The organism is Tenacibaculum sp. XPcli2-G (assembly GCF_024124505.1).
In the GTDB taxonomy this organism is placed as follows: domain Bacteria; phylum Bacteroidota; class Bacteroidia; order Flavobacteriales; family Flavobacteriaceae; genus Polaribacter; species Polaribacter mesophilus.
The window spans coordinates 30,809-52,443 of record NZ_JAMXSH010000002.1 but is presented as its reverse complement, the minus strand read 5'-3'; the positions used below and the strand labels follow the sequence as shown (position 1 = coordinate 52,443).

Genomic DNA, 21,635 nt, shown 5'->3' with positions numbered 1-21,635 from the left:
AAGAATAGAATTTGCTTACACATTTATCTATACATAATTATGCGTTAATCAATCAGTTAACGATTGATTTTACGAACGGTTTATCTATCATAACAGGTGAAACTGGAGCAGGGAAATCCATTTTATTAGGAGCTTTAGGGCTTGTAATGGGGAACCGTGCCGACTTAACTGCTTTAAAAAACACAGAAAAAAAATGTGTTATTGAGGCTCAATTTTCTGTTGAAGGATATGCTTTACAAGAGTTGTTTAAAGAGTTAGATCTCGACTATGAACAAGAAACCATAATTCGAAGAGAAATTTTGCCTTCGGGCAAGTCGAGAGCTTTTGTTAATGATACACCAGTTACCTTATCGGTATTAAATGCTTTAAAAACAAAGCTCATTGATATTCATTCGCAACATCAAACCATGCAGTTGTCAGATGTATCTTTTCAATTCTCTGTTATTGATGCCTTAGCAAAAAATCAAGCTAAAATAGCATCGTATAAAAGAGGCTTGCGTACGTATAACAAATTACGAAAAGAGCTGAAAGTACTTCAAGAAGAAACTGAGAAATCGAAAGAGCAGTACGAGTACAATTTACATTTGTTTAATGAGTTTGAAGAAGCTAATTTAAAAGAAGGAGAACAAGAAGTTTTAGAAGAAAAGTTAGATAAATTAAACAATATTGAAGAAATAAAGTTGAACTTATCTGAAGCTTTAGGTGTTTCGATTAATGAAGAAATAGGAATTCAAACATTGCTAAACTCTTTAGAGAGTAAACTGCAAAAAATTAGTTCTTTTTCTAAGCAATATGAAGAGTTAGCGAATCGAGTAACAAGCGTGAAAATTGAGTTAGATGATGTAGTTACTGAGTTAGAAAGTGCGAATGAAGAAGTTGAATTTAATCCGAATGAAATTGAAGAACTAAATGATAGGTTACAACTTATTTACAACCTTCAAAAGAAACATTCAGTATCAACTATAAGTGAATTACAAGAAATTCATGCATCATTATCTGAAAAAGTAGCACAGGTTGAAGATGCAGGAGGAATAGTGGCTCAAAAAGAGGCAGAAATTAAAGAGGTAGCTAAGAAGTTAGATGACGTAGCAAAAATGATTACGACATCTAGAAATAAAGTAATTCCGAAGTTGAAAAAAGAGTTAGAATATCTTTTGTCGGAATTAGGAATGCCAAATGCTCGTTTTGCAATTGAATTACTAGCTTCTGAAGAATATTTATCTAACGGAAAAGACAATTTACAATTTTTATTCTCAGCAAACAAAGGAGGTAATTTTGGAGAATTGAAAAAGGTAGCATCAGGTGGAGAATTATCTCGCATCATGTTATCGATTAAAAAAATACTATCAGAAAACATACAACTACCAACCATTATTTTTGATGAGATTGATACCGGAGTTTCAGGGGAAGTATCTAATAAAATTGCAAAAATAATGCAAGATATGAGTGCTCATATGCAGGTAATAACTATAACACATTTACCTCAAATAGCTTCAAAAGGAGTGCAGCACTATAAAGTGTTTAAAGGAGAGGAAAAAGGAGTAACAACCTCTAATTTAAAGTTATTGTCAGAAGACGAACGTATCAGAGAAATAGCGGAGATGTTAAGTGGAAAAGACGTTTCTGAAAGTGCATTGACTCATGCAAAGGAATTATTAAATTAAGAGTATATTTGCTTTCAAAACAAACAACGATAGACTAAAATATTTTAAATATGTATAATTTATTAAAAGGAAAAAAAGGAATCATTTTTGGAGCATTAGATGAGAATTCTATTGCATGGAAAGTAGCAGAACGCGCTCATGAAGAAGGAGCAGAGTTTGTATTAACCAACGCACCAATAGCAATGCGTATGGGAGGTATTAAAGACTTAGCAGCAAAAACCGGATCTGAAATTATTCCTGCTGACGCCACTTCTATGGATGATTTAAATAACTTGGTTGAAAAGTCTATGGAAATTTTAGGAGGGAAAATCGATTTCGTTTTACACTCTATCGGTATGTCAGTTAATGTACGTAAAGGACGTCATTATACAGATTCTAAATACGATTTTACAACGAAAGGATGGGACGTTTCAGCGGTGTCTTTTCATAAAGTAATGAACGTTTTATATAACAAACAAGCCATGAACGAGTGGGGAAGTATTGTTGCATTAACGTATATGGCAGCGCAACGTGTATTCCCAGATTATAACGATATGGCTGATAACAAAGCGTATTTAGAGAGTATTGCACGTAGTTTTGGGTATTTCTTCGGAAGAGATCATAAAGTACGTGTAAACACAATTTCTCAGTCTCCAACTCCAACTACTGCAGGTCAAGGAGTAAAAGGATTTGATGGATTTATTTCGTATGCTGAGAAAATGTCTCCATTAGGAAATGCAACAGCATTAGAATGTGCAGATTATACCATCTCATTATTCTCAGATTTAACTAAGAAAGTAACCTTGCAAAACTTATTCCACGATGGAGGTTTCTCTAACATGGGAGTAAGTGATGCAGTAATGGAAAGGTTTACTGAAGAGTAAATTAACTTGTGCCTTAAGCGTAGTCGGAAAGGTTCCGAAAGAATATATAATTAAATGCAAATCGTTAGATTTGCATTTTTTATTGATAGTTACAAATGAGCAATATTTTACACATAGAAAAGGAGTTAAAATCCTTAAGACAACAGCTTAAAGAACATGAGTTATATAATTCGTTAAATGATATAAATGATGTAAAATTATTTATGGAATCACATGTGTTCGCTGTGTGGGATTTTATGTCGTTATTAAAAGCATTACAACGAGAACTTACTTGTGTGAATTTACCATGGTTACCTGCTGTAAATACTAAAACAGCTCGTTTTATTAATGAAATTGTGTTAGGTGAAGAAACTGATATTAATGAGTTAGGAGAGCCTAAAAGTCACTTTGAAATGTATATTGATGCGATGCGTCAAGCAGGTGCAAAGATTGATGAAATTTCAAGTTTTATTTCAGATATTCTTGATGGTAAACCTGTTGACCAGGCTCTGGAAAACTGTTCAATTATTGAAGAAGTGAAAGATTTTGTAAATTTTTCTTTTGAAGTTATCAAAACAAGTCAACCACATATTATTGCATCTAGTTTTACTTTTGGAAGAGAAGATGTAATACCAGACATGTTTTTAGAAATTGTAAAAAATACGGAAGAGAAAGAAGGAAGTTCATACAGTAAACTTACGTATTATTTGAATAGACACATTGAGTTAGACGGTGATGAACACGGACCATTATCATTACAAATGATTGAAGAATTATGTGGTGAAGATCAGCAAAAGTGGGATGATGTGTTGTACTATGCGAAAGAATCACTACATAAAAGAATCCAACTTTGGGACGGAATCGCTAAACAAATTAATCAAGCAGTTTTAGTGTAATGAATTTGCAGTTTTCAATAATAGTACCTGTTTATAATCGACCTCAAGAAATTGATGAGTTGTTAGAAAGCTTAACAAAACAAGACTTGAAAGACGATTTTGAGGTATTAATTATTGAAGATGGTTCTGAAAACTCATCAGAAGAAGTTGTAAATAAATACACTTCTCAACTTAATCTAAAGTATTTTTCCAAGAGGAATAGTGGAGCAGGAGCAAGTCGTAATTACGGAATGCAAAGAGCATCGGGAAGTTATTTTATTATTTTGGATTCTGATGTTATTGTTCCACCACAATATCTTTCCGAAGTAAAAAAAGCATTAGAAGAGAATTATACTGATGCCTTTGGAGGTCCAGATGCAGCCCATCCTAATTTTACAGCTTTACAAAAAGCAATAAATTATTCGATGACTTCAGTATTAACTACAGGAGGAATTCGTGGAAAAAAGAAATCGGTTGGTAAATTTCAACCCAGAAGCTTCAATCTAGGCTTGTCAAAAGTTGCTTTTGAAAAAACAAATGGTTTTTCTAAAATGAAAGCAGGAGAAGATATCGATTTAACTTTCCGCCTTTGGGAAAATGATTTTGAAACACAGTTAATAGAAAAGGCTTTTGTGTATCATAAGCGTAGAAGCACTATTAAACAGTTTTTTAAGCAGACTTTTGCTTTTGGTACTGCTAGACCTATTTTAAATAGAAAGTATCCTAAAACAGCTAAATTAACCTATTGGTTTCCGAGTTTGTTTATTATAGGGGTTGATATTGCCATTATAGCAGCTTTTTTTGGTTACTGGGAATTATTAATTTTTTATGGATTTTATTTTACCTGTACCTTTTTAGATTCTCTATTTCAAAATAAAAATCTACAAGTAGCTTTGTTAAGTATTGTAACAACCATCACTCAGTTTTACGGTTATGGATTGGGCTTTTTAGAATCTAAATTTCTAAAAAAATAAAAGCTCCCAATTTCTTGAGAGCTTTTAAGTAGTTAAATGATTTCTTTGATGTTTTCAGGTGGACGACCAATCACTGCTTTATTACCATTGATAACAATTGGTCGTTCTATTAATTTAGGATTGTCAACCATAGCTTTAATAATTTCAGCATCTGATAGTTCTTTTCCTTTATACTCTTCTTTCCAAATTTTTTCATTTTTACGAACTAAATCGATTGGAGAAATATTTAATAGACTAATAACTCCTTTTAACTCTTCAGTAGAAGGAATAGTATCTAAATATTTTACAGTTTCAAACTCTTTACCAGAGTTTTCTAAAATTTCTAAACCTTGTCTTGATTTAGAACAACGTGGATTGTGGTATATTTTAATCATTATTAAGAGTTTTATTGTATTAATCTTCTTTTTGCCCCATCATCATTAAATAGGCTTTTAAAAACGGATTGATATTTCCGTCCATTACAGCATCTACATTTCCTGTTTCATGGGCTGTACGGACATCTTTTACTAATTTATATGGGTGCATTACGTAGTTACGAATTTGACTTCCCCATTCATTTTTCATTTTGTTTGCTTCAATTTCGTCACGAGCAGCTAAACGTTTTTGTAATTCAATTTCGTACAATTGCGATTTCAGCATTTGCATTGCAGTAGCTCTATTATCGTGCTGCGAACGTGAGTTAGAACACTGAATTTGAATTCCTGTAGGTTTATGCAAGAGCTGAACTTTAGTTTCAACTTTGTTTACATTCTGTCCACCAGCACCACTTGAACGTGCTGTAGTAATTTCAATATCGGCTGGGTTTACTTCAATTTCGATAGAATCATCGGCTACAGGATACACATATACAGAAGCAAAGGAAGTATGACGTTTCGCATTACTATCAAAAGGAGAAATACGTACCAAGCGATGGACCCCATTTTCACCTTTTAACCACCCAAAGGCATAATCGCCTTCAAATTCTAAAGTAACCGTTTTAATACCAGCAACATCACCTTCTTGGTAGTTTAAGGTCTTTATTTTAAAACCTTGTTTTTCTGCCCACATAGTGTACATTCGAGTTAGCATTTCTGCCCAGTCACAACTTTCAGTTCCACCTGCACCTGCTGTAATTTGTATCGTTGCACTTAAACTATCACCTTCTTCTGAAAGCATGTTTTTAAACTCAATATCTTCTAAAAAAGTAGCAGCTTTATCAAATTGTTCTTCTACTTCGTTTTCATCAATATCACCTTCTTTATAAAAATCATACAAAACTGTTAAATCGTCATTCATAGCTACAACAGTGTTATAATCTTCTACCCACTTCTTTTTAAACCGAAGTGATTTCATTACAGCTTCTGCTTCCTTTGGATTGTTCCAAAAATCAGGATTTGCTGTTTTTTCTTCTTCGTTTGAAATTTCAATTAACTTCTTGTCAATTTCTAAATATCCTTTTAACTTGCCAATTCGTTCAGCGATATTTTTAAGCTGTTCGTGTGTAATCATAGATGCAAAAATACATTTTAAAAATCGTAGTTAGAAATGGAAATAAACTTAATAAGTGACACAGTAACAAAGCCAACTCAAGGAATGTTGGAAGCAATGATGAGTGCTAAGGTAGGAGATGATGTTTTTAAAGCAGATCCGACAGTGAATTTGTTACAAGAAAAAGTAGCGGATTTGTTTGGAATTGAAGCTGCGTTATTTTTTCCTTCGGGAACCATGGCAAATCAAACAGCGATAAAGATTCACACACAACCAGGGGATAGAATGTTTTGCGACAAATGGGCACATGTATATAACTATGAAGGTGGAGGAGCTGCGTTTAATGCAGGAGTTACTTCTTGTTTAATTGATGGGGGTAGAGGAATGTTTACAGCGAATCAGTTAGCAAGTGTGGTAGGAGGAAGAAATGATATTCATACACCTTATAGTAGATTAGTTTGTGTTGAAAATACAACAAACAAAGGAGGTGGTGCCTGCTGGGACTTTGAAGAATTACAAAAGATTCAAAAAGTAGCTAAAGCCAATGATTTGGCGTATCATTTGGATGGAGCACGTTTATTTAATGCTTTGGTGGCAAAAAAAGAAACCCCAAAACAATATGGAGAGTTATTTGATACGATTTCAATTTGTTTATCAAAAGGATTGGGAGCTCCTGTTGGATCTGTTTTGTTGGGAACTAAAGAACATATAGAAAAAGCGTTACGTGTACGAAAGTTGTTTGGTGGTGGAATGAGACAAGCTGGTTTTTTAGCAGCTGCTGGGATTTATGCTCTGGATAATCAAGTAGAGCGTTTAGCAGAAGATCATCAAAAAGCAAAAGAAATAGGTAAGGTATTAGAAAGTTGTTCGTATGTGAAAAAGGTAGAACTTATTGAAACGAATATTGTTATTTTTTATGTAGAAGATTCTATAAATCCAGATGATTTTATGAAAAAGATGGCAGAAAGAGGTATATTACTAATTTCTATGGGGGAAGGAAAAATACGAATAGTAACTCATTTAGATTATACAAATGAGATGCATGAAAAATTATTACAAGAATTAAGAGAGTTTTTTTAAAAGAAAACTCTTACGATAGGAGAGAAAGCAGAAGCGTATACACTTTTGCTTTCTTCATACAAAACATCGTATTGTACGCCTAAAGAAACAACACCTATTCTGTAAGAAGCTCCAATATTTAAAGCAGGGTAATTATATTTTTTAGAAGTACCATTAATGTTTGTATTGACATACATTTGCTGTAAATCGGCAGAAAATTCAATTTCTCTAATAGGTCTATATAAAGTAATTATTTTAGGAGTGATTATATTAGAACTTAAACCTTCGTTTTTATTGTACACATAACCAATTCCTAAGCCTATAGAAAAAGATTCATTAAAATCATAAACAGCAGCTGGAGATATAGCAAGAGTTGTGTTATTTGAACCAAAGCCAAAGCTAGCATCCCCTCCAAAACGAAGATTTTTCCAAAAACTATGTTCTTGAGTAAAAGCAAAAACAGAATAAAAAAGGAAAACAGCTATAATAAATACTTTTTTCATAAGTAATGAATTAATGTGGCTAATATAGTGAATGCTAGTTATATAACGTTAATAAAAGTTTATGAAAAAACAGTTCTTTTTAATTTAAGTCTTCAAGTTTAGCAAGCTCTTTATAGTTTTTATTTAACTTTCTTAGTAAAATTCCATACAAGAGCTGATAAAAACACCATAAAACTATAAGCATAATTATTAACATTATTACTGTAACAATAATTGAAATTAAAACTTGCTTAGAGTTAAATTCTGGGTGAGCTTTTAGTGATGCAATTGCAACTATAATTCCAAAAGTAAATACATATAACAAGTTAAATATAACGTAGTACTTTACAGTTTTTCTTGTTTTAATAATTTTTGTCATTAAAGTTTTAGTAGAGTCTACAACAGAAATGCTTTTATAATTAAGGTAAAATTTAATCAAGAAATAGAGTAGTACAGGGTATATGATAAATTGAGAATAAATCATAAAGTTATATAACCCAAGTTTTTTATATTCCTCATAAGCTTCTTCCATGTCAAAAATAAAATAGAAAGAATTCAAGAAAATAAACTCTAAAATTCCAATAATAAAAATCCACTTTACTATTGATGATGACTTGGAATGCGCCATTCTATAAATGTCGATTTTAGAAACTTTATTTGTTTCTTCAGACTGGTTTCCCCAAGCTTTTTTATATTTATCTAAATCCATTTAAATTATGGGTTTAATATCTTTTTTAATTTATCTTTTGCTCTGTTCATTTTAACCCGAGCATTTACTTGACTAATACCTAAGGTTTCAGAAATTTCTTTATAGGGCTTGTCTTCTAGGTATAAAAAAATTAGAGCTTTATCAATATCATTTAGTTTACGAATAGCACCATATAAGGCTTTTAATTGTATTTCTTCGGTGTCGTCATATTCTTCTGCTTTAATTTTAAAAGAATAGTCTGTAAAGTCTTGTGTTTTTATACTTCTTGTTGATTTTCTATATAAAGAAATAGCAGTATTTAATGCTACTCGATACATCCAAGTACTAAATTTTGCTTCTCCTCTAAACTTACCATAATTTTTCCATAACTGAATGGTGATTTCTTGAAACAAATCGTTATGTGCATTTTGGTTGGTTGTATAAATCCTACATACCTTATGCACAATGTTTTGATTGGCTTCGAAATCAGTTAAAAATCTATTTTCTAATTCTTTTTTCACTAAGTTTAGTAGAGTTGTTATGTTATAAGTAGCTCAAAAATACAAATTGTTACAACTCATCCTAAAAATAATACAATTCAGTGTGTTTTTATTTTATAGATAAAGCATCTTATGAATATTTGTGTCATAATTAACTATAAAAAGCAAATAAAATGAAACTTGTAATCCATATTGTTATTACAGTCGTCTTGTTTACTATTGAAACAATTTCAGCTCAAGACAAAACAATTGCAACGACAGTTGTAAATGTCACTTCAGATAAAAGAAAAATAAAATTTGCCTTATATACTAAAGAGAACTTTAGAAAAGAACCACTACAGGCAAAAGAATCAGTAATAATAAAGGGAAAAAGTACTGTAATTTTTGAAAAAGTACCAGAAGGAGAATATGCTATTATTTGTTTTCATGACGCAAACAATAATAATAAGATGGATTTTGGACCTAATGGAATGCCAATAGAAGACTATGGAGTATCAAACAATAAATTATCACGTTTTGGACCGCCTGTGTTTGACGAAGCAAAGTTTTTGGTTAAAGATAAAAATGTATCTTTCGATATTAAATTTTAGAATGAAGAGGGTAAACCTTTAAATATAATAAGCATAAAGAATGAAAACACCAGTAAAAAAAACATTTAATAGTTTGAAGAATGATATTTGGATTTGCTTAAAGCTTACAATTATTTTTGGTGTTGTTTTTACTATAATAAATCAGGCTTTTACATTAAAAGAAGCTGGATTAGTGTTTTTGTTTTCAGGAATGTATTCTTTTGTTCTGGGGTTAGGTAATGGAATTATTAATGGTTATTTAAGTAAAAAGTGGGATTGGGTTTTGCAAACCAATCAAAGAGTTTGGGCAGGAATCATAGCAACAATAAGCTATACAACTGTAGCTGTATTATTAATCCATTACGTACAGTACTTTGTAATTTTTAATAATAATATAGATAACTTCTTTAATGGACGATTTTTATGGATGCATTTATTTGCAATCATATTATCGTTAGCGATAGCCGTTTTTTTTCATGCCAAAGATTTTATGGTAAACTGGAAAGCGTCTGTAAAAGAAGAAACAACACAGCATGAAATAGTAGCTAAAACAGAAACAGCAAAATTTGAAACATTAAAGAATCAAATAGACCCCCATTTTTTGTTTAATAGTTTAAATGTACTAACCTCTTTAATTAGCGAAAATCCAAAACAAGCAGAGAAGTTTACAACAAAGTTATCTAAAGTGTATAGATATGTACTAGAACAACGTAATAAAGAATTGGTGCCTATACAAGAAGAATTACAATTTGCTAAGACGTATATGGAGTTATTACAAATGCGTTTTGAAGAAGCTATTCAATTTTATATTCCAGAAGAAGTAAGTAATTCAGATTTAAAAATAGTTCCTCTATCTCTTCAATTATTATTAGAAAATGCAGTAAAACACAATGTAGTTTCTTCAAATAAACCCTTAGAAATAAACATTTTTGAAGAAGAAGGTTTTTTAAAGATTCAAAACAACGTTAATCCGAAAGAGGCTATAGGAAAAAGTACAAAAGTAGGATTAAGAAATATAGCAGATCGTTACGGTTTAATAACCGATAGAAATATTCAAATAATTAATAATAATAAAATATTCACAGTGTGTTTACCGCTGTTAATTAATATAAAAGATAGTATCATGGATACAAAAAGTTTAGAAAACAGTAATTATGTAAAAGCAGTAGAAAAGGTAGAAAAACTAAAAGAGTTTTATCAAAACTTAGTTTCGTATTGTATAGTTATTCCTTTTTTAATTTTTATAAACCTCAAAACATATTCAAAGTTTCAATGGTTTTGGTTTCCTATGATAGGTTGGGGGATAGGATTAATTTTTCATTATTTAGAAGTAAATAATTATAATTTATTCTTAGGTAAAAATTGGGAAGAACGCAAGATTAAGGAGTTAATGAATGATGATAAAAATTATAAGTAAGATGGAAAAAGAATATACAACAGCTTACAAATATGCAAAAGCAAAAAAGAGAGTAGAGAAAATCAAAGGGTTTTACATTCATCTTATAGTCACTGTATTAATCATTCCAGTTTTAATTTTTATAAACTTAAAGTTTGTGCCAAGTTATCATTGGTTTTATTATCCAATAATAGGAATGTTAATTGGAGTTTTTTTTCATTGGTTGGGCATTTTTGGAATAGAAAAAATAGGCTTAGGAAAAGATTGGGAAGAACGTAAGATTAAAGAATTTTTAGAAAACAATAACAATGGAAGGTAATTATAGAGAAGAAAAAAAGTATTTAGAGGCTAAAAAGAAAGTAAAACAAGTAAAAGGGTTTTATGCTCATGCTTTAGTAAATATCATTTCAGTGATTATTATTGTTTTAGTGAATTTAAAATTCTCACCTTATTATCATTGGTTTTGGTTTCCTGTTATAGGAATAGTACTAGTGACTTTTATTCATTGGATGCTAGTTTTTGGTGTTAACATTTTAGGGCTTGGAAAAGATTGGGAGGAGAAGAAGATAAAGGAATACTTAAATAAAAAGGATTAGTATGGAAAATGATTATAAAGAAGAACATAAATATTTACTAGCCAAAAAAAGAGTAGAAAAAATAAAAGGATTTTATTGGCATTTAGCAGCATATATAATTGTGAATGTATTTATTTCAGTCGTAATTATTATGGGGTTGATGAATGAGGACAGGTTAACTTTTATCAAAGCAATAAGCAATTTTGGTGTATATGCTACTTGGGTTTTTTGGGGGATTGGAGTTTTTTTTCATTGGTTAGGAGTATTTGGAACCAATATTTTTTTTAATAAAGATTGGGAACAACGCAAAATACAAGAGTATCTAGATGAACTAAAAAAGAGAGAAAATGGAAACTATAAATAGAGAACAACAATATATAAGAGCTCAAAAAAGAGTAGATGAAATTAAAAAGTTCTACAAACATTTAGTGTTTTACATACTAATAAACTTAATTTTTATAGGAAGAAGAATATATAAAGATATTGTTTATGGAGACGAATCAGTAATGGAAGCTTTTTTAGATGTAAACAACTATAATTTGTTCTTTTGGTGGGGAGTTATAGTATTTTTACACGGATTTAATGTTTTTTCAAAAGGAAAACTTTTTTCTAAAAAATGGGAAGAGCGAAAGATTAAAGAATACATGAACAAGTAATTGCTAAAAATAGACCAAACCAAACTATGAATGTTATAATTATTGAAGACGAAAAGCCAGCTGCAAGACGGTTAAGTAGAATGTTAGCTGAATTAGATATAGAAGTTCAACAAATGTTGCACTCAGTAGAAGAGTCGATTAACTGGTTTCAAAACAATTCTCATCCTGATTTAATTTTTTTAGATATTCAACTTTCAGATGGATTATCATTCGAAATTTTTGAAGAAGTAACTGTGAAATCAGCCATTATTTTTACAACGGCTTATGATGAGTATGCATTAAAAGCATTCAAGTTAAATTCTATAGACTATTTGTTAAAACCCATAGATGAAGATGAGTTAACAATAGCAGTAAATAAATTTAAAGAGCATCAACCTATACAAAGTAATATACAGGTTAATATAGATGACATTCGTAAGCTGTTGATTAACCCAGTTGATAGAAAATATAAAAAGCGATTTACTATAAAAGTGGGACAGCACTTAAAAATTATCAATACAGAAGATATTGAATGTTTTTACTCAGAAAATAAAGCAACTTACATACATACAAATGCTAATAGAAATTATTTAATAGATAACTCTTTAGAATATTGGCAAGAAGAGTTAGACCCCGAGCAATTTTTTAGGGTAAATAGAACATTTATAGTACATATAAATGCTATAAAAGATATTGTGTCTTATACAAACTCACGCTTACAACTAAAATTAGAATCTTATGAAGACTCAGAAATAATTGTAAGTAGAGAGCGTGTAAAAGATTTTAAAAACTGGATTGACTAGCTTAAAGGTTTATAATAAAAGTGGTTTTCAAAGTTTTTAGTTACAAAATACTGGGAAGGTTTAAGATTTGTAAAACTTTGAAATTCTTTAATAAAATGACTTTGGTCGTAATAACCATTATCTAAAGCAGTAGACAAATAATGTTTGTTACTCGATAGCAATACTTGTTTTACAGTTTTTTGAAGCCTAGTGATTCGTTGAAATTTTTTAGGAGAAACGCCAAACTTTTGTTTGAACAGACGTTCAAATTGACGGTAACTTAGATTACTTTGAGAAGCCAATTCATGGAGAGGTATTGAATTGAAGTTTTTGTATAGCGTTTTAATTATCAAATCCCAATTAACTATAGTAGAAAAATGATGTTTTTTTAATTGATTATATAGAAAGAAATCAATTAGTTTAATTTTTTCGTCTACACTAGGTAATGAATAAAGAATTTCTAAAAACTCTCTACCTTCATTTTGCCATATTTCTTCTACAGATAAATATTGATTAACAATTTGTGTATGCGGAATAGAAGCAAAATGTCTAAAACCACCACTATGAAAACGTACTGAAATATAATGTACATGGTTAGTTGAATCAAAAATTAATTTTTCTCTCGGACAAATAACATGAGCAATATCTAATTTTTCATTATTGATGGATAAGGGAGTGTCTATATGAAAAAGTACTTCTAAACCAGTGCCTGGTAAAATTAAAGGAAGACTTTTAGTTTGAGAACAAACAAAATACCTATCAATATAAGGAGATAGGTATTTTGATGGCTTATAGTGTTTTATACTCATTTAAATTAATAAATATTTATAATAGGCTCTCTGGTAATTAAAGGAGTAATATCTTTTATAAATTGATGAAAGTGTGCAGAGTTATTATGTGCCTCTACAGCTGTTTTATCAATATACTCTTCATAAAACAAATAATTACCTTCACTAAATAGGTCTTTATGTAATTGATAGGTAATACATCCTGTTTCAGCGTTACTCGTTTTTACCATTTCTACAGCCAATTTCAAAAAATCGTTTTCTTTTCCTTGTTGAATTGCTATTTGAGCTATAATTACTTTTTGCATTGTGATGAATTAAAATTAAAACTCAAAAATACTGTCAAAGGTTTCTTGTAAATTGTAAAAAAACGACATCTTAAAATTCTAACGGGTTAAAACATCCTTAAAATTTTTAGTAGCTAAAATATTTCTAAATTCATTAATTTTAACTTTAGCATCAGGATGTATGTCGTTTCCGTCTTCAGTAAACCAAGCATGGGTACTACCAAGATAGTTCATACCTAAATATTTAGCACTTTCAATAAAAGGCATTTCAAAACCATTTCTACGGTCATTAGCACCAGAATTACTAATCATAGCCATGTTTTTGCCTCGCAACTGTCTACCTAAATCTTTTTTGTATTTTAACAAGTCAGACAAACGATCAAAAAATATTTTTAAAGTAGCACTCATGGTATACCAATACACAGGGGTTGCAAAAACAATCGTATCATAGTTATTAATAACTTCTTCCATCACAGGAATAAAATCGTCATTAGCATTGCTAAAGTCATATTCAAAAACACCAATGTTTTTTGTTTTTAAGTCGATAACATCAAAAGAGTTGTTGCTGTTGAGGTAGTTAATAGCTTTATTAGTGTTTCCTGTGCTTTTAGAACTAGCTTGTATAATAACTGTTTTATTCATCTGTTGCTTATTTGGAAGTAAAGCTCAAAAAAATAAATAAAAGAATATCTTGGATTTAATTGTAATATTTGATAATAACCAAGAAAAAATCAATAGAAGAAGTCTATATTTTTGTACTTTTATGCTACAAAAAAAGCGGATGAACACAAATACCTACATATTTTCTAAAAAAAGGAAGTTAAATGAATTTTCTACTAAAGAAGTTGTTGATAATGCTAAGAAGAAGCTGAAAAAATCAAGAAAAAAAATTAGTGATTTACAAGACACAATGTACGCAGAAGGTAAGTATAGTGTTTTATTGTGTTTACAAGGAATGGATACAGCCGGTAAAGATAGTTTAATTCGAGAAGTTTTTAAAGATGTTAATGCACGTGGAGTAGTAGTGCATAGCTTTAAAGTACCAACAGAATTAGAATTAAAACATGATTTTTTATGGCGTCATTATATAGCCTTGCCTGCTAAAGGAAAAATAGGAGTTTTTAATCGTACACATTATGAGAATGTTTTGGTAACAAGAGTGCATCCAGAGTATGTTTTTGCCGAAAATATTCCCACAGTAAATAACGTTGATGATTTAAATGATACTTTTTATCATGATAGAATGGAGCGTATTAATCAGTTTGAAAGGCATATATCTGAAAACGGAACAATTATTTTAAAGTTTTTTTTAAATATATCTAAAGAAGAACAGAAAAACAGGTTATTACGTAGGTTAAATATTCCAGAAAAAAACTGGAAATTTTCTGCGGGTGATTTAAAAGAACGAAAGTTATGGGATAAATATCAAGAGTGTTATGAAGATATGTTGTTGAGAACATCAACAAATTATGCTCCTTGGTATGTAATACCTGCAGATGATAAAACTACAGCACGTTACATTGTAGCAAAAACATTAGAAAAAGAATTAGAAAAATATAATTTTAAAGAGCCTACACTTCCAAAGAAAGTGTTAGACCAAATAGATGAATTTAAAAAAGAATTAACGAACGAATAATATATAGAAAAGACAATAATAGATATATGTAAAGTAAATAGAATATTGTCTTTAAGCACTACAAAAAATGAATTTAAATTTAACAAAACCAATCGTATTTTTTGATTTAGAAACAACAGGAATAAACATTGCTAAAGATAGAGTAGTTGAGATATCTATTTTAAAAGTGTTTCCTAATGGAAATAAAGAAAGTAAAACATGGTTGGTAAACCCAGAAATAGAAATACCCAAAGAAGCTTCAGAAATTCACGGAATTACAAACGAAAAAGTAGTTACTGAGCCAACTTTTAAAGAATTAGCACCGCAAATTAATGAGTTAATAGGTGATGCAGATTTAGCAGGATTTAACTCTAATCGATTTGATATTCCTTTATTAGCAGAAGAGCTGCTGCGAGCAGGAATTGATTTTAATATGAATAATAGAAAAGCAGTTGATGTACAAACTATTTTTCATAAAAAAGAACAGCGAACACTAAGTGCTGGATATCAATTTTATTGTGGAAAAGAGTTAGTAGGAGCGCATGGAGCAGAAGCGGATACAAAGGCAACCTATGAAATTTTATTAGCACAGGTTGAAAAATATGAAGATTTAGAAAACTCAGTAGAAGCATTGAGTGAATTTTCAACCCACGGAAAAAGAGCAGATTTTGCAGGGTTTATTTTATTTAATGATAAAGATCAAGAAATTTTTTCTTTTGGAAAGTATAAGGGAAGAACTGTTGAAGAAGTATTTAAAGAAAACCCAGGATACAATGCTTGGATTCAGAATGCTGATTTTCCTTTGTACACAAAAAAGGTTTTAAAAGAAATAAAAGAACGAATGTCGGCACCGAAAGATACGATGACTGATGAAGAAAAGCTACAAGCTTTACAACAAAAGTTTAATTTACGTTAAGTGTTTGAAAATTAACAACTACTTAAGAGCTCTTATAATTTTCAATTTTTACATTCGTTAAAAATTAAGTTATGAGAGTTTTTCTTTTTCTATGTTTTGTAAGTATTACAGCATTTTCACAAACAGTAGTTTTAAAAAATAAAGTAATAGATGCATATACAAATGATCCTGTTGCTTATGCGAATATTAGTTTTTTAAATGAAAATGTAGGGGTGTCTTCCGATGAAAATGGTCACTTTTCATTACAGATCAATAAAAAAATATTGAAAAGTAAAGTACATGTTTCTTGTTTGAATTATAAAGACACTGTTGTATTAGCATCGGTTTTACAGAGTGAATCTCTTAAACTTCAACCAAAATTATATGAGCTAGAGGAAGTAATAATTTCAAAAAAAGCGGATAGAGAGTTAGTTGTTGATGAGTACAAAAGAAGAGATATAAAAGCTAGTTTTGGAGGAAGAAAAGGATCACCTTGGATAGTAACCAAGTATTTTCCTTATAAAAGTGAATATAAAAATTTCCCTTTTTTAAAGAGTGTAACGATTTATTTTACAAGTTTTCTTTCTAGAAAGAAAGCAAAATTTAGGGTTCGTTTCTTTAAAGTTGATGAAAAAACAGGTAAACCATCAGAAGATATACTAAAAGAAAGTTTAATTGTTGATGTAAAAAAGACAAATGGGAAGACTGAAGTTGATGTATCTAAGTTTAATATAGAATTTCCAAAAGAAGGTTTTTTTGTAGGATTAGAAAGAATACATATACCATATAATTTTCATAAAATAAAATACACTAAGCAAGGGAGTAGAAAAAAGTATAAAGATACTATAGTTGCCCCAGATTTTGGGGCAATATACACGAAAGATTCAACTTGGGTAAAATCAAGTGGAAAATGGGTAAAACACTATTTTCCCCAAGAATTTTATAAAGGAAATGCGCTAAAACCAGCAATTTCCGTAACTTTGAGTAACTAAGAAATTACATATTCAAAAACTTAAATATAAAGAACAACAATGTTTACAGAATATAAAAAACTACCTCAAAACTCAAGAGTTTGGGTGTATCAATCAGATAGAGAGTTTACACAAGAAGAAATAGAATTAATCAGTGCAAAAGCATTGCTTTTTATTGATAATTGGACGCGTCATGGAGACGATTTAAAAGGATCATTCACTATTAAGTACAATCAATTTTTGGTGTTGGGTGTAGATGAGAACTTTAATAATGTTTCAGGATGCTCAATAGATGCTTCTGTACGTTTTATTCAAGAGTTAGAAAAAGAGTTAGAATTAGATTTAATGGATAAAATGAATATTTCTTTTAAAGATGGAGATAATATTAATATCGTAAAACTACCAGAGTTCCAAAATTTTGCCAAAGAACAAAAAATAACCGCTAAAACGGTTGTTTTTAATAATATGGTAAATACTAAAGAAGATTTTGAAACAAAATGGGAAGTGCCAGCAAACCAGAGTTGGCATGCACGATTTTTGGTATAACTATTGATTTTATAAAAAAAGATGTTAAAGCCTTACATGTTTTTTGTAAGGCTTGTTAAGGGATAATATATGAAAAGAAAAGTATTAACATTACTAACGTTTGTTTTTATACAAATAATTCAAGCCCAAGTCCAAGGAGTAAACCCTTTATTGGCAAAAGATTCTATAACACAAAATGTATGGGTAGATAGTATCATGAAAACTATGTCTGTTGATGAAAAAATAGGACAGTTGTTTATGATACAAGCATATTCAAATAAAGATAAAAAACACGAAGATTTTATTTCTAATATGGTTACAAAATACCATGTAGGAAATATTATTTTTATGCAAGGAACACCTGATAAACAAGTAGTTTTAAACAATAAATATCAAGAATTAGCAAAAATACCTTTAATGGTTGGTTTTGATGGCGAATGGGGCTTGGATATGCGTTTGAAAAACACGTATCGTTTTCCTTGGAACATGACATTAGGGGCTATTCAGGACACGGTTTTACTTCAGGAAGTAGGTAAAAGAATTGGAGAACACTGTAAACGAGTTGGAATTCATATAAATTTTGCTCCAGTTGTAGATATAAACACTAATCCTGATAACCCAATTATAGGAAACCGTTCTTTTGGAGAAGATAAAGAAAATGTAGCAGAAAAATCAATAGCATTTACAAAAGGAATGCAAGAGGTAGGAGTGTTAGCGAATGCAAAACACTTTCCAGGACACGGAGATACGGAAGCAGATTCTCACCACACGTTACCAACAATTAATTTTAGTAAAGAACGACTAGATTCAATAGAGTTATATCCATTCAAAAAAATATTTAAAGCAGGTGTAGGAAGTGTAATGACAGCGCACTTGAGTATTCCAGCTTTAGAAACGAATCCAAAATTACCATCATCATTATCAAAAAGTATTGTAACCAATCTGTTACAAAATCAGTTAGGCTTTAAAGGGTTGATTATCACGGATGGATTGAATATGAAAGGAGCTGCAAATTATTCAACACCAGCAGAAATAGACTTAGCAGCAATTTTGGCAGGAAACGATATGTTGTTGATTCCTCAAGATGTCCCTGAATCAATTAGGTTTATTAAGAAAGCCCTATTGGAAGGAAAATTAACAGAAGAGCGATTAAATCATTCAGTTAAAAAGATTTTAAAGGCAAAATACTTAGTAGGGTTAAACAAGTATAAGCCTATTACTACAGGAAATGTTGTAAAAGATATAAATACCCCTTATGATGAGGTTTTACATCGTAAATTGATAAAAAACGCTATTACAGTTCTAAAAAATGAAGGAGGAATTTTACCAATTAACAACCTTAAGGATAAAAAAGTAGCTTACATTTCTTTAGGAAGTGATACTGGATCAGATTTCTATGAAATGCTTAAAAACTATACGAAAGTAGATAAGGTTTCTGATAAGCATTTAAGTGTATTGAACAAGAAGTTAGAAAAGTACAATCTTATAGTTATAGGTTTTCATAAATCAAATAAAAACCCTTGGAAAGGTTACAAGTTTTCTAATAAAGACCTTGTATGGTTACAAGAAATAGCAAGGAACCATAAAGTTATTTTAGATGTTTTTGCTAGTCCGTATAGTCTACTTCAAGTTCCTTCTTTTACTAACATAGAAGGAGTTGTAATGTCATATCAAAATAGTAAGTTAGCTCAAGAGCTATCAGCGCAAGCCCTTTTTGGAGCTTTTAATTTAAAAGGAAAGTTGCCAGTATCTATAAAAAATGAGTTTAAAGCAGGGGATGGATTATTGGTAGATGGGTTGGATGTGTTACAATACACAATTCCTGAAGAAGCTGGAGTTTCTTCAGAAAAACTTTCAATTATTGATAAAAGAATTGATACAATTTTACAAGAAAAGATGGCTCCAGGTGGACAAATTTTAGTAGCCAAAGATGGAAAAGTAATTTATAATAAAAGTTTTGGTTATCATACCTTAGCAAAAAATAAACCAGTTAGGAATTCAGATATTTACGATTTAGCTTCTTTAACTAAAATTTTAGCTTCGTTACCCATGATAATGAAAGCAGAAGAAGAAAGAAAAATTAGTTTATTTTCAAACTTGGGAGATGTATTACCAAGGTATAGTAAATCGAATAAAGACACTTTGTTATTAAAAGAAGTATTATCCCATTATGGACGTTTACGTGCTTGGATTCCATTTTATTTGCATACTAAAGACAGTGTAACAGGAAAGAACTCTACACAGTTTTATAGAAAAAACAGAACTTCAAGGTTTAGTATAAAAGTAGCAAGAAATTTATACTTAGCTAAAGAATATAAAGATTCAATTTATAAACAAATAGTTGATTCTGAACAACGAAAAAGAGTAGGATATAAGTATAGTGATTTAGGCTACTATATTTTTAAAGAAATTATAGAAAGAAAATATAAAAGACCTTTAAATAAACTGGTTGAAGAACAGTTTTATCAACCTATTGGGGCAGATAGAATGACATACTTACCTTTAAATAAGTTTACTAAAGATGAAATTGTACCCACAGAAAGAGACAATTATTTTAGACATCAATTAGTTCATGGTTATGTTCACGACATGGGAGCAGCTATGTTAGGTGGAGTAGGAGGACATGCAGGGTTATTTGCAAATGCAAACGATGTAGCTAAAATTATGCAAATGTTTTTACAGGATGGATCTTATGGAGGAAAGAAGTACTTAGAGCCAGAAACAGTGCATAAGTTTAATAAACGCTATTATGAAAACAAAAGAGTACGTAGAGGGTTAGGTTTTGATAAACCACAATTAAACCCCAAAGTAAAAGCAACTTGTGGCTGTGTTTCGGATGTGAGTTTTGGACATAGTGGTTTTACTGGAACGTATACTTGGGCAGACCCAGCAACAGGTGTCGTGTATGTGTTTTTATCAAACAGAATTTATCCAACAATGAGAAATTATGGTTTAGTAAAAAGTAATATACGTACCAAAATTCAACAAGATATTCAAGATGCTATTTTGATGGTGGAGTAGGTGATAATTTGGTATATAAAAGAATAAGTAAAAAGGAAGTGAAAAAGTAGATTAAAGCTATTTTCCAACCCCAAAATATAGATATTATCCAACTTTGTATACAATAAAAGGAAGGAAATAAAATAGCGTTTACACCAAATCTAAAGGTATCTATAAACTCTATTTCATCGATTTTTCTACTTAAAAATTTCCAAATTGAATATGGAACTAAACTATTTAAAACAATTAAAAAGAATAAAGGGAGAGCGTAGTTAATACTACGCTTTTTTTGTACAAATACCTTTTTATTTCTTATAAGACTGTTTACTTCATCAACTTTAGTAAAATCTACTTGAGCATTATTTAAATTAGCTAAGGTAGTTTCATAACTTTCATTTTGTTCTATATGAACAGATAAGTTTTCTAATTGATTTGAAACAAGCTCTTTTATGTGTTTTACAGATTTATTTATGTTTTGTTTGTCGTAATAATCGTTAGCCAAAATTGGAGAACCAAAATGGATAGCAGTTTTTGAAGGGTAGCTAGATACGTTTTGATATGTAATTCCTACTGGAATAATATTTATTCGAGTGTCAGGGAAATTATCTAAAGTTTTAAAAATAATTCTTGTAAAGCCTTTACTAAGTGGTCTAATAGCTCTGTCTTTTTTGTGTGTTCCTTCAGGAAAGATTAGTAAAGTTTTATTATTTTTTAAAAGAAGCTGACATTTATTAAAAATTTCTTCATTCTTACTAAGTTGTTGTACACCGTCTCTAATACGATAAATAGGCATCATTCCAAGCGAGTTGAAAAACTTAGCAATAATAGGGTTGTTAAATACAGCTGCACGCACTAAAAAGTTTGTTCTCCTTTTTATATGTGTAGCTATAAGTATAGGGTCAATTAAGCCATTTGGGTGATTAGCTGTAAAGATTACGGCTTCTTTTTTGGGAATATGCTCACTTCCAATAATCGTTGTCTTTTTAGAGTAAAAGAATAAGCCAGTTTTTACAAAAGCTTTAAAAAAGTAGTACAACAGTGTTTTCATG

26 protein-coding genes are annotated in these 21,635 nt (G+C 30.2%); 17 read left to right on the top strand and 9 right to left on the bottom strand.

Features of this window, described 5'->3' with window-relative positions:
* The first annotated feature begins 11 nt into the window (after positions 1 to 11).
* From recN to NH341_RS04850, 4 genes are all read left to right on the top strand, one after another.
* Positions 12 to 1,664, top strand: a complete 1,653-nt coding sequence (gene recN, locus NH341_RS04865) for a DNA repair protein RecN (protein ID WP_239178862.1) — start codon at positions 12 to 14, stop codon at positions 1,662 to 1,664.
* Positions 1,665 to 1,714: 50 nt separating this feature from the next.
* Complete coding sequence (locus NH341_RS04860) at positions 1,715 to 2,527, top strand: enoyl-ACP reductase (protein WP_099216418.1); 813 nt, start codon at positions 1,715 to 1,717, stop codon at positions 2,525 to 2,527.
* A gap of 95 nt (positions 2,528 to 2,622) precedes the next feature.
* Positions 2,623 to 3,402, top strand: coding sequence for a DUF3050 domain-containing protein (locus tag NH341_RS04855; protein ID WP_159615482.1), 780 nt, complete (start codon positions 2,623 to 2,625; stop codon positions 3,400 to 3,402).
* Positions 3,402 to 4,355 (top strand): glycosyltransferase family 2 protein, encoded by a 954-nt coding sequence (locus NH341_RS04850; RefSeq protein ID WP_201285100.1) that lies wholly within the window; start codon positions 3,402 to 3,404, stop codon positions 4,353 to 4,355. The genes NH341_RS04855 and NH341_RS04850 overlap by 1 nt, the downstream gene beginning before the upstream one ends.
* 32 nt (positions 4,356 to 4,387) lie before the next feature.
* Here the strand turns inward: NH341_RS04850 and arsC are convergent, their stop codons facing one another.
* Both arsC and prfB read right to left on the bottom strand, forming a co-directional pair.
* The gene (arsC, locus tag NH341_RS04845) at positions 4,388 to 4,729 is read right to left on the bottom strand and encodes an arsenate reductase (glutaredoxin) (protein ID WP_253055839.1); all 342 of its coding nucleotides are present in this window, start codon (positions 4,727 to 4,729) and stop codon (positions 4,388 to 4,390) included.
* Between the two features lie 19 nt (positions 4,730 to 4,748).
* On the bottom strand, positions 4,749 to 5,843 hold the full coding sequence (gene prfB, locus NH341_RS04840; RefSeq protein WP_253055838.1) for a peptide chain release factor 2: 1,095 nt from the start codon (positions 5,841 to 5,843) through the stop codon (positions 4,749 to 4,751).
* A 36-nt stretch (positions 5,844 to 5,879) separates the two neighbouring features.
* Between prfB and NH341_RS04835 the strand changes: the two genes are divergently transcribed.
* Positions 5,880 to 6,902, top strand: a complete 1,023-nt coding sequence (locus tag NH341_RS04835; protein WP_253055837.1) for a low specificity L-threonine aldolase — start codon at positions 5,880 to 5,882, stop codon at positions 6,900 to 6,902.
* On the opposite strand, the gene NH341_RS04830 is transcribed toward NH341_RS04835, so the two are convergent.
* The 3 genes from NH341_RS04830 to NH341_RS04820 all read right to left on the bottom strand — a co-directional run bounded on the left by NH341_RS04830 (position 6,899) and on the right by NH341_RS04820 (position 8,572).
* A complete protein-coding gene (locus NH341_RS04830; protein ID WP_073183242.1) occupies positions 6,899 to 7,384 on the bottom strand; it encodes a hypothetical protein in 486 nt (161 codons plus the stop codon). The genes NH341_RS04835 and NH341_RS04830 overlap by 4 nt on opposite strands.
* 79 nt (positions 7,385 to 7,463) lie before the next feature.
* Positions 7,464 to 8,072 (bottom strand): hypothetical protein, encoded by a 609-nt coding sequence (locus tag NH341_RS04825; RefSeq protein WP_253055836.1) that lies wholly within the window; start codon positions 8,070 to 8,072, stop codon positions 7,464 to 7,466.
* A 5-nt stretch (positions 8,073 to 8,077) separates the two neighbouring features.
* A complete protein-coding gene (locus NH341_RS04820) occupies positions 8,078 to 8,572 on the bottom strand; it encodes an RNA polymerase sigma factor (protein ID WP_047789634.1) in 495 nt (164 codons plus the stop codon).
* A 152-nt stretch (positions 8,573 to 8,724) separates the two neighbouring features.
* Here NH341_RS04820 and NH341_RS04815 point away from each other — a divergent pair, with 152 nt between their 5' ends.
* Genes NH341_RS04815 through NH341_RS04785 form a run of 7 tightly spaced genes read left to right on the top strand, consistent with a single transcriptional unit; the run spans position 8,725 to position 12,529 of the window.
* Entirely contained in the window at positions 8,725 to 9,141 is a 417-nt protein-coding gene (locus NH341_RS04815) for a DUF2141 domain-containing protein (protein ID WP_253055835.1), read from the top strand.
* 40 nt (positions 9,142 to 9,181) lie between these two features.
* Positions 9,182 to 10,537 (top strand): 2TM domain-containing protein, encoded by a 1,356-nt coding sequence (locus NH341_RS04810; RefSeq protein ID WP_253055834.1) that lies wholly within the window; start codon positions 9,182 to 9,184, stop codon positions 10,535 to 10,537.
* A 1-nt stretch (position 10,538) separates the two neighbouring features.
* Positions 10,539 to 10,835: a 2TM domain-containing protein gene (locus NH341_RS04805; RefSeq protein ID WP_047789637.1), complete on the top strand. Its 297-nt coding sequence runs from the start codon at positions 10,539 to 10,541 to the stop codon at positions 10,833 to 10,835.
* Positions 10,825 to 11,112 carry a 2TM domain-containing protein gene (locus tag NH341_RS04800; protein ID WP_047789638.1) on the top strand — a complete coding sequence of 96 codons (288 nt, stop codon included), beginning with the start codon at positions 10,825 to 10,827 and terminating at the stop codon, positions 11,110 to 11,112. The genes NH341_RS04805 and NH341_RS04800 overlap by 11 nt, the downstream gene beginning before the upstream one ends.
* 1 nt (position 11,113) lies before the next feature.
* Complete coding sequence (locus NH341_RS04795; RefSeq protein ID WP_159615492.1) at positions 11,114 to 11,455, top strand: 2TM domain-containing protein; 342 nt, start codon at positions 11,114 to 11,116, stop codon at positions 11,453 to 11,455.
* Positions 11,439 to 11,747, top strand: a complete 309-nt coding sequence (locus NH341_RS04790) for a 2TM domain-containing protein (RefSeq protein WP_047789640.1) — start codon at positions 11,439 to 11,441, stop codon at positions 11,745 to 11,747. Before NH341_RS04795 ends, NH341_RS04790 begins: the two co-directional genes overlap by 17 nt.
* 26 nt (positions 11,748 to 11,773) lie before the next feature.
* The gene (locus NH341_RS04785; RefSeq protein ID WP_073183232.1) at positions 11,774 to 12,529 is read left to right on the top strand and encodes a LytTR family DNA-binding domain-containing protein; all 756 of its coding nucleotides are present in this window, start codon (positions 11,774 to 11,776) and stop codon (positions 12,527 to 12,529) included.
* Here NH341_RS04785 and NH341_RS04780 read toward each other — a convergent pair.
* From NH341_RS04780 to NH341_RS04770, 3 genes are all read right to left on the bottom strand, one after another.
* Positions 12,526 to 13,317, bottom strand: a complete 792-nt coding sequence (locus NH341_RS04780) for an AraC family transcriptional regulator (RefSeq protein WP_047789642.1) — start codon at positions 13,315 to 13,317, stop codon at positions 12,526 to 12,528. The genes NH341_RS04785 and NH341_RS04780 overlap by 4 nt on opposite strands.
* A gap of 5 nt (positions 13,318 to 13,322) precedes the next feature.
* Positions 13,323 to 13,601, bottom strand: coding sequence for a putative quinol monooxygenase (locus NH341_RS04775; RefSeq protein WP_047789643.1), 279 nt, complete (start codon positions 13,599 to 13,601; stop codon positions 13,323 to 13,325).
* A gap of 78 nt (positions 13,602 to 13,679) precedes the next feature.
* On the bottom strand, positions 13,680 to 14,222 hold the full coding sequence (locus NH341_RS04770; protein WP_253055833.1) for a flavodoxin family protein: 543 nt from the start codon (positions 14,220 to 14,222) through the stop codon (positions 13,680 to 13,682).
* 139 nt (positions 14,223 to 14,361) lie between these two features.
* Between NH341_RS04770 and NH341_RS04765 the strand changes: the two genes are divergently transcribed.
* The 5 genes from NH341_RS04765 to NH341_RS04745 all read left to right on the top strand — a co-directional run bounded on the left by NH341_RS04765 (position 14,362) and on the right by NH341_RS04745 (position 20,607).
* Positions 14,362 to 15,216, top strand: coding sequence for a PPK2 family polyphosphate kinase (locus NH341_RS04765; RefSeq protein ID WP_253055831.1), 855 nt, complete (start codon positions 14,362 to 14,364; stop codon positions 15,214 to 15,216).
* 67 nt (positions 15,217 to 15,283) lie between these two features.
* On the top strand, positions 15,284 to 16,111 hold the full coding sequence (locus NH341_RS04760; RefSeq protein ID WP_125067922.1) for a 3'-5' exonuclease: 828 nt from the start codon (positions 15,284 to 15,286) through the stop codon (positions 16,109 to 16,111).
* A gap of 71 nt (positions 16,112 to 16,182) precedes the next feature.
* Positions 16,183 to 17,082: a carboxypeptidase-like regulatory domain-containing protein gene (locus NH341_RS04755; RefSeq protein ID WP_125067921.1), complete on the top strand. Its 900-nt coding sequence runs from the start codon at positions 16,183 to 16,185 to the stop codon at positions 17,080 to 17,082.
* Positions 17,083 to 17,121: 39 nt separating this feature from the next.
* Positions 17,122 to 17,607, top strand: a complete 486-nt coding sequence (locus NH341_RS04750; protein ID WP_159490688.1) for an ABC transporter ATPase — start codon at positions 17,122 to 17,124, stop codon at positions 17,605 to 17,607.
* Positions 17,608 to 17,676: 69 nt separating this feature from the next.
* Complete coding sequence (locus NH341_RS04745) at positions 17,677 to 20,607, top strand: glycoside hydrolase family 3 N-terminal domain-containing protein (protein ID WP_073183227.1); 2,931 nt, start codon at positions 17,677 to 17,679, stop codon at positions 20,605 to 20,607.
* On the opposite strand, the gene NH341_RS04740 is transcribed toward NH341_RS04745, so the two are convergent.
* The gene (locus tag NH341_RS04740) at positions 20,588 to 21,634 is read right to left on the bottom strand and encodes a 1-acyl-sn-glycerol-3-phosphate acyltransferase (protein WP_073183225.1); all 1,047 of its coding nucleotides are present in this window, start codon (positions 21,632 to 21,634) and stop codon (positions 20,588 to 20,590) included. The two genes, NH341_RS04745 and NH341_RS04740, sit on opposite strands and share 20 nt — an antisense overlap.
* Position 21,635: the final 1 nt, after the last annotated feature.

What these genes read in the sequence shown, in the direction of transcription:
- NH341_RS04860 (WP_099216418.1), top strand. Translation starts at nt 1,715, where the DNA reads ATGTATAATTTATTAAAAGGAAAAAAAGGAATCATTTTTGGAGCATTA.
- NH341_RS04855 (WP_159615482.1), top strand. Translation starts at nt 2,623, where the DNA reads ATGAGCAATATTTTACACATAGAAAAGGAGTTAAAATCCTTAAGACAA.
- NH341_RS04850 (WP_201285100.1), top strand. Translation starts at nt 3,402, where the DNA reads ATGAATTTGCAGTTTTCAATAATAGTACCTGTTTATAATCGACCTCAA.
- arsC (WP_253055839.1), bottom strand. Translation starts at nt 4,729, where the DNA reads ATGATTAAAATATACCACAATCCACGTTGTTCTAAATCAAGACAAGGT.
- prfB (WP_253055838.1), bottom strand. Translation starts at nt 5,843, where the DNA reads ATGATTACACACGAACAGCTTAAAAATATCGCTGAACGAATTGGCAAG.
- NH341_RS04835 (WP_253055837.1), top strand. Translation starts at nt 5,880, where the DNA reads ATGGAAATAAACTTAATAAGTGACACAGTAACAAAGCCAACTCAAGGA.
- NH341_RS04830 (WP_073183242.1), bottom strand. Translation starts at nt 7,384, where the DNA reads ATGAAAAAAGTATTTATTATAGCTGTTTTCCTTTTTTATTCTGTTTTT.
- NH341_RS04825 (WP_253055836.1), bottom strand. Translation starts at nt 8,072, where the DNA reads ATGGATTTAGATAAATATAAAAAAGCTTGGGGAAACCAGTCTGAAGAA.
- NH341_RS04815 (WP_253055835.1), top strand. Translation starts at nt 8,725, where the DNA reads ATGAAACTTGTAATCCATATTGTTATTACAGTCGTCTTGTTTACTATT.
- NH341_RS04810 (WP_253055834.1), top strand. Translation starts at nt 9,182, where the DNA reads ATGAAAACACCAGTAAAAAAAACATTTAATAGTTTGAAGAATGATATT.
- NH341_RS04805 (WP_047789637.1), top strand. Translation starts at nt 10,539, where the DNA reads ATGGAAAAAGAATATACAACAGCTTACAAATATGCAAAAGCAAAAAAG.
- NH341_RS04800 (WP_047789638.1), top strand. Translation starts at nt 10,825, where the DNA reads ATGGAAGGTAATTATAGAGAAGAAAAAAAGTATTTAGAGGCTAAAAAG.
- NH341_RS04795 (WP_159615492.1), top strand. Translation starts at nt 11,114, where the DNA reads ATGGAAAATGATTATAAAGAAGAACATAAATATTTACTAGCCAAAAAA.
- NH341_RS04790 (WP_047789640.1), top strand. Translation starts at nt 11,439, where the DNA reads ATGGAAACTATAAATAGAGAACAACAATATATAAGAGCTCAAAAAAGA.
- NH341_RS04785 (WP_073183232.1), top strand. Translation starts at nt 11,774, where the DNA reads ATGAATGTTATAATTATTGAAGACGAAAAGCCAGCTGCAAGACGGTTA.
- NH341_RS04780 (WP_047789642.1), bottom strand. Translation starts at nt 13,317, where the DNA reads ATGAGTATAAAACACTATAAGCCATCAAAATACCTATCTCCTTATATT.
- NH341_RS04775 (WP_047789643.1), bottom strand. Translation starts at nt 13,601, where the DNA reads ATGCAAAAAGTAATTATAGCTCAAATAGCAATTCAACAAGGAAAAGAA.
- NH341_RS04770 (WP_253055833.1), bottom strand. Translation starts at nt 14,222, where the DNA reads ATGAATAAAACAGTTATTATACAAGCTAGTTCTAAAAGCACAGGAAAC.
- NH341_RS04765 (WP_253055831.1), top strand. Translation starts at nt 14,362, where the DNA reads ATGAACACAAATACCTACATATTTTCTAAAAAAAGGAAGTTAAATGAA.
- NH341_RS04760 (WP_125067922.1), top strand. Translation starts at nt 15,284, where the DNA reads ATGAATTTAAATTTAACAAAACCAATCGTATTTTTTGATTTAGAAACA.
- NH341_RS04755 (WP_125067921.1), top strand. Translation starts at nt 16,183, where the DNA reads ATGAGAGTTTTTCTTTTTCTATGTTTTGTAAGTATTACAGCATTTTCA.
- NH341_RS04750 (WP_159490688.1), top strand. Translation starts at nt 17,122, where the DNA reads ATGTTTACAGAATATAAAAAACTACCTCAAAACTCAAGAGTTTGGGTG.
- NH341_RS04745 (WP_073183227.1), top strand. Translation starts at nt 17,677, where the DNA reads ATGAAAAGAAAAGTATTAACATTACTAACGTTTGTTTTTATACAAATA.
- NH341_RS04740 (WP_073183225.1), bottom strand. Translation starts at nt 21,634, where the DNA reads ATGAAAACACTGTTGTACTACTTTTTTAAAGCTTTTGTAAAAACTGGC.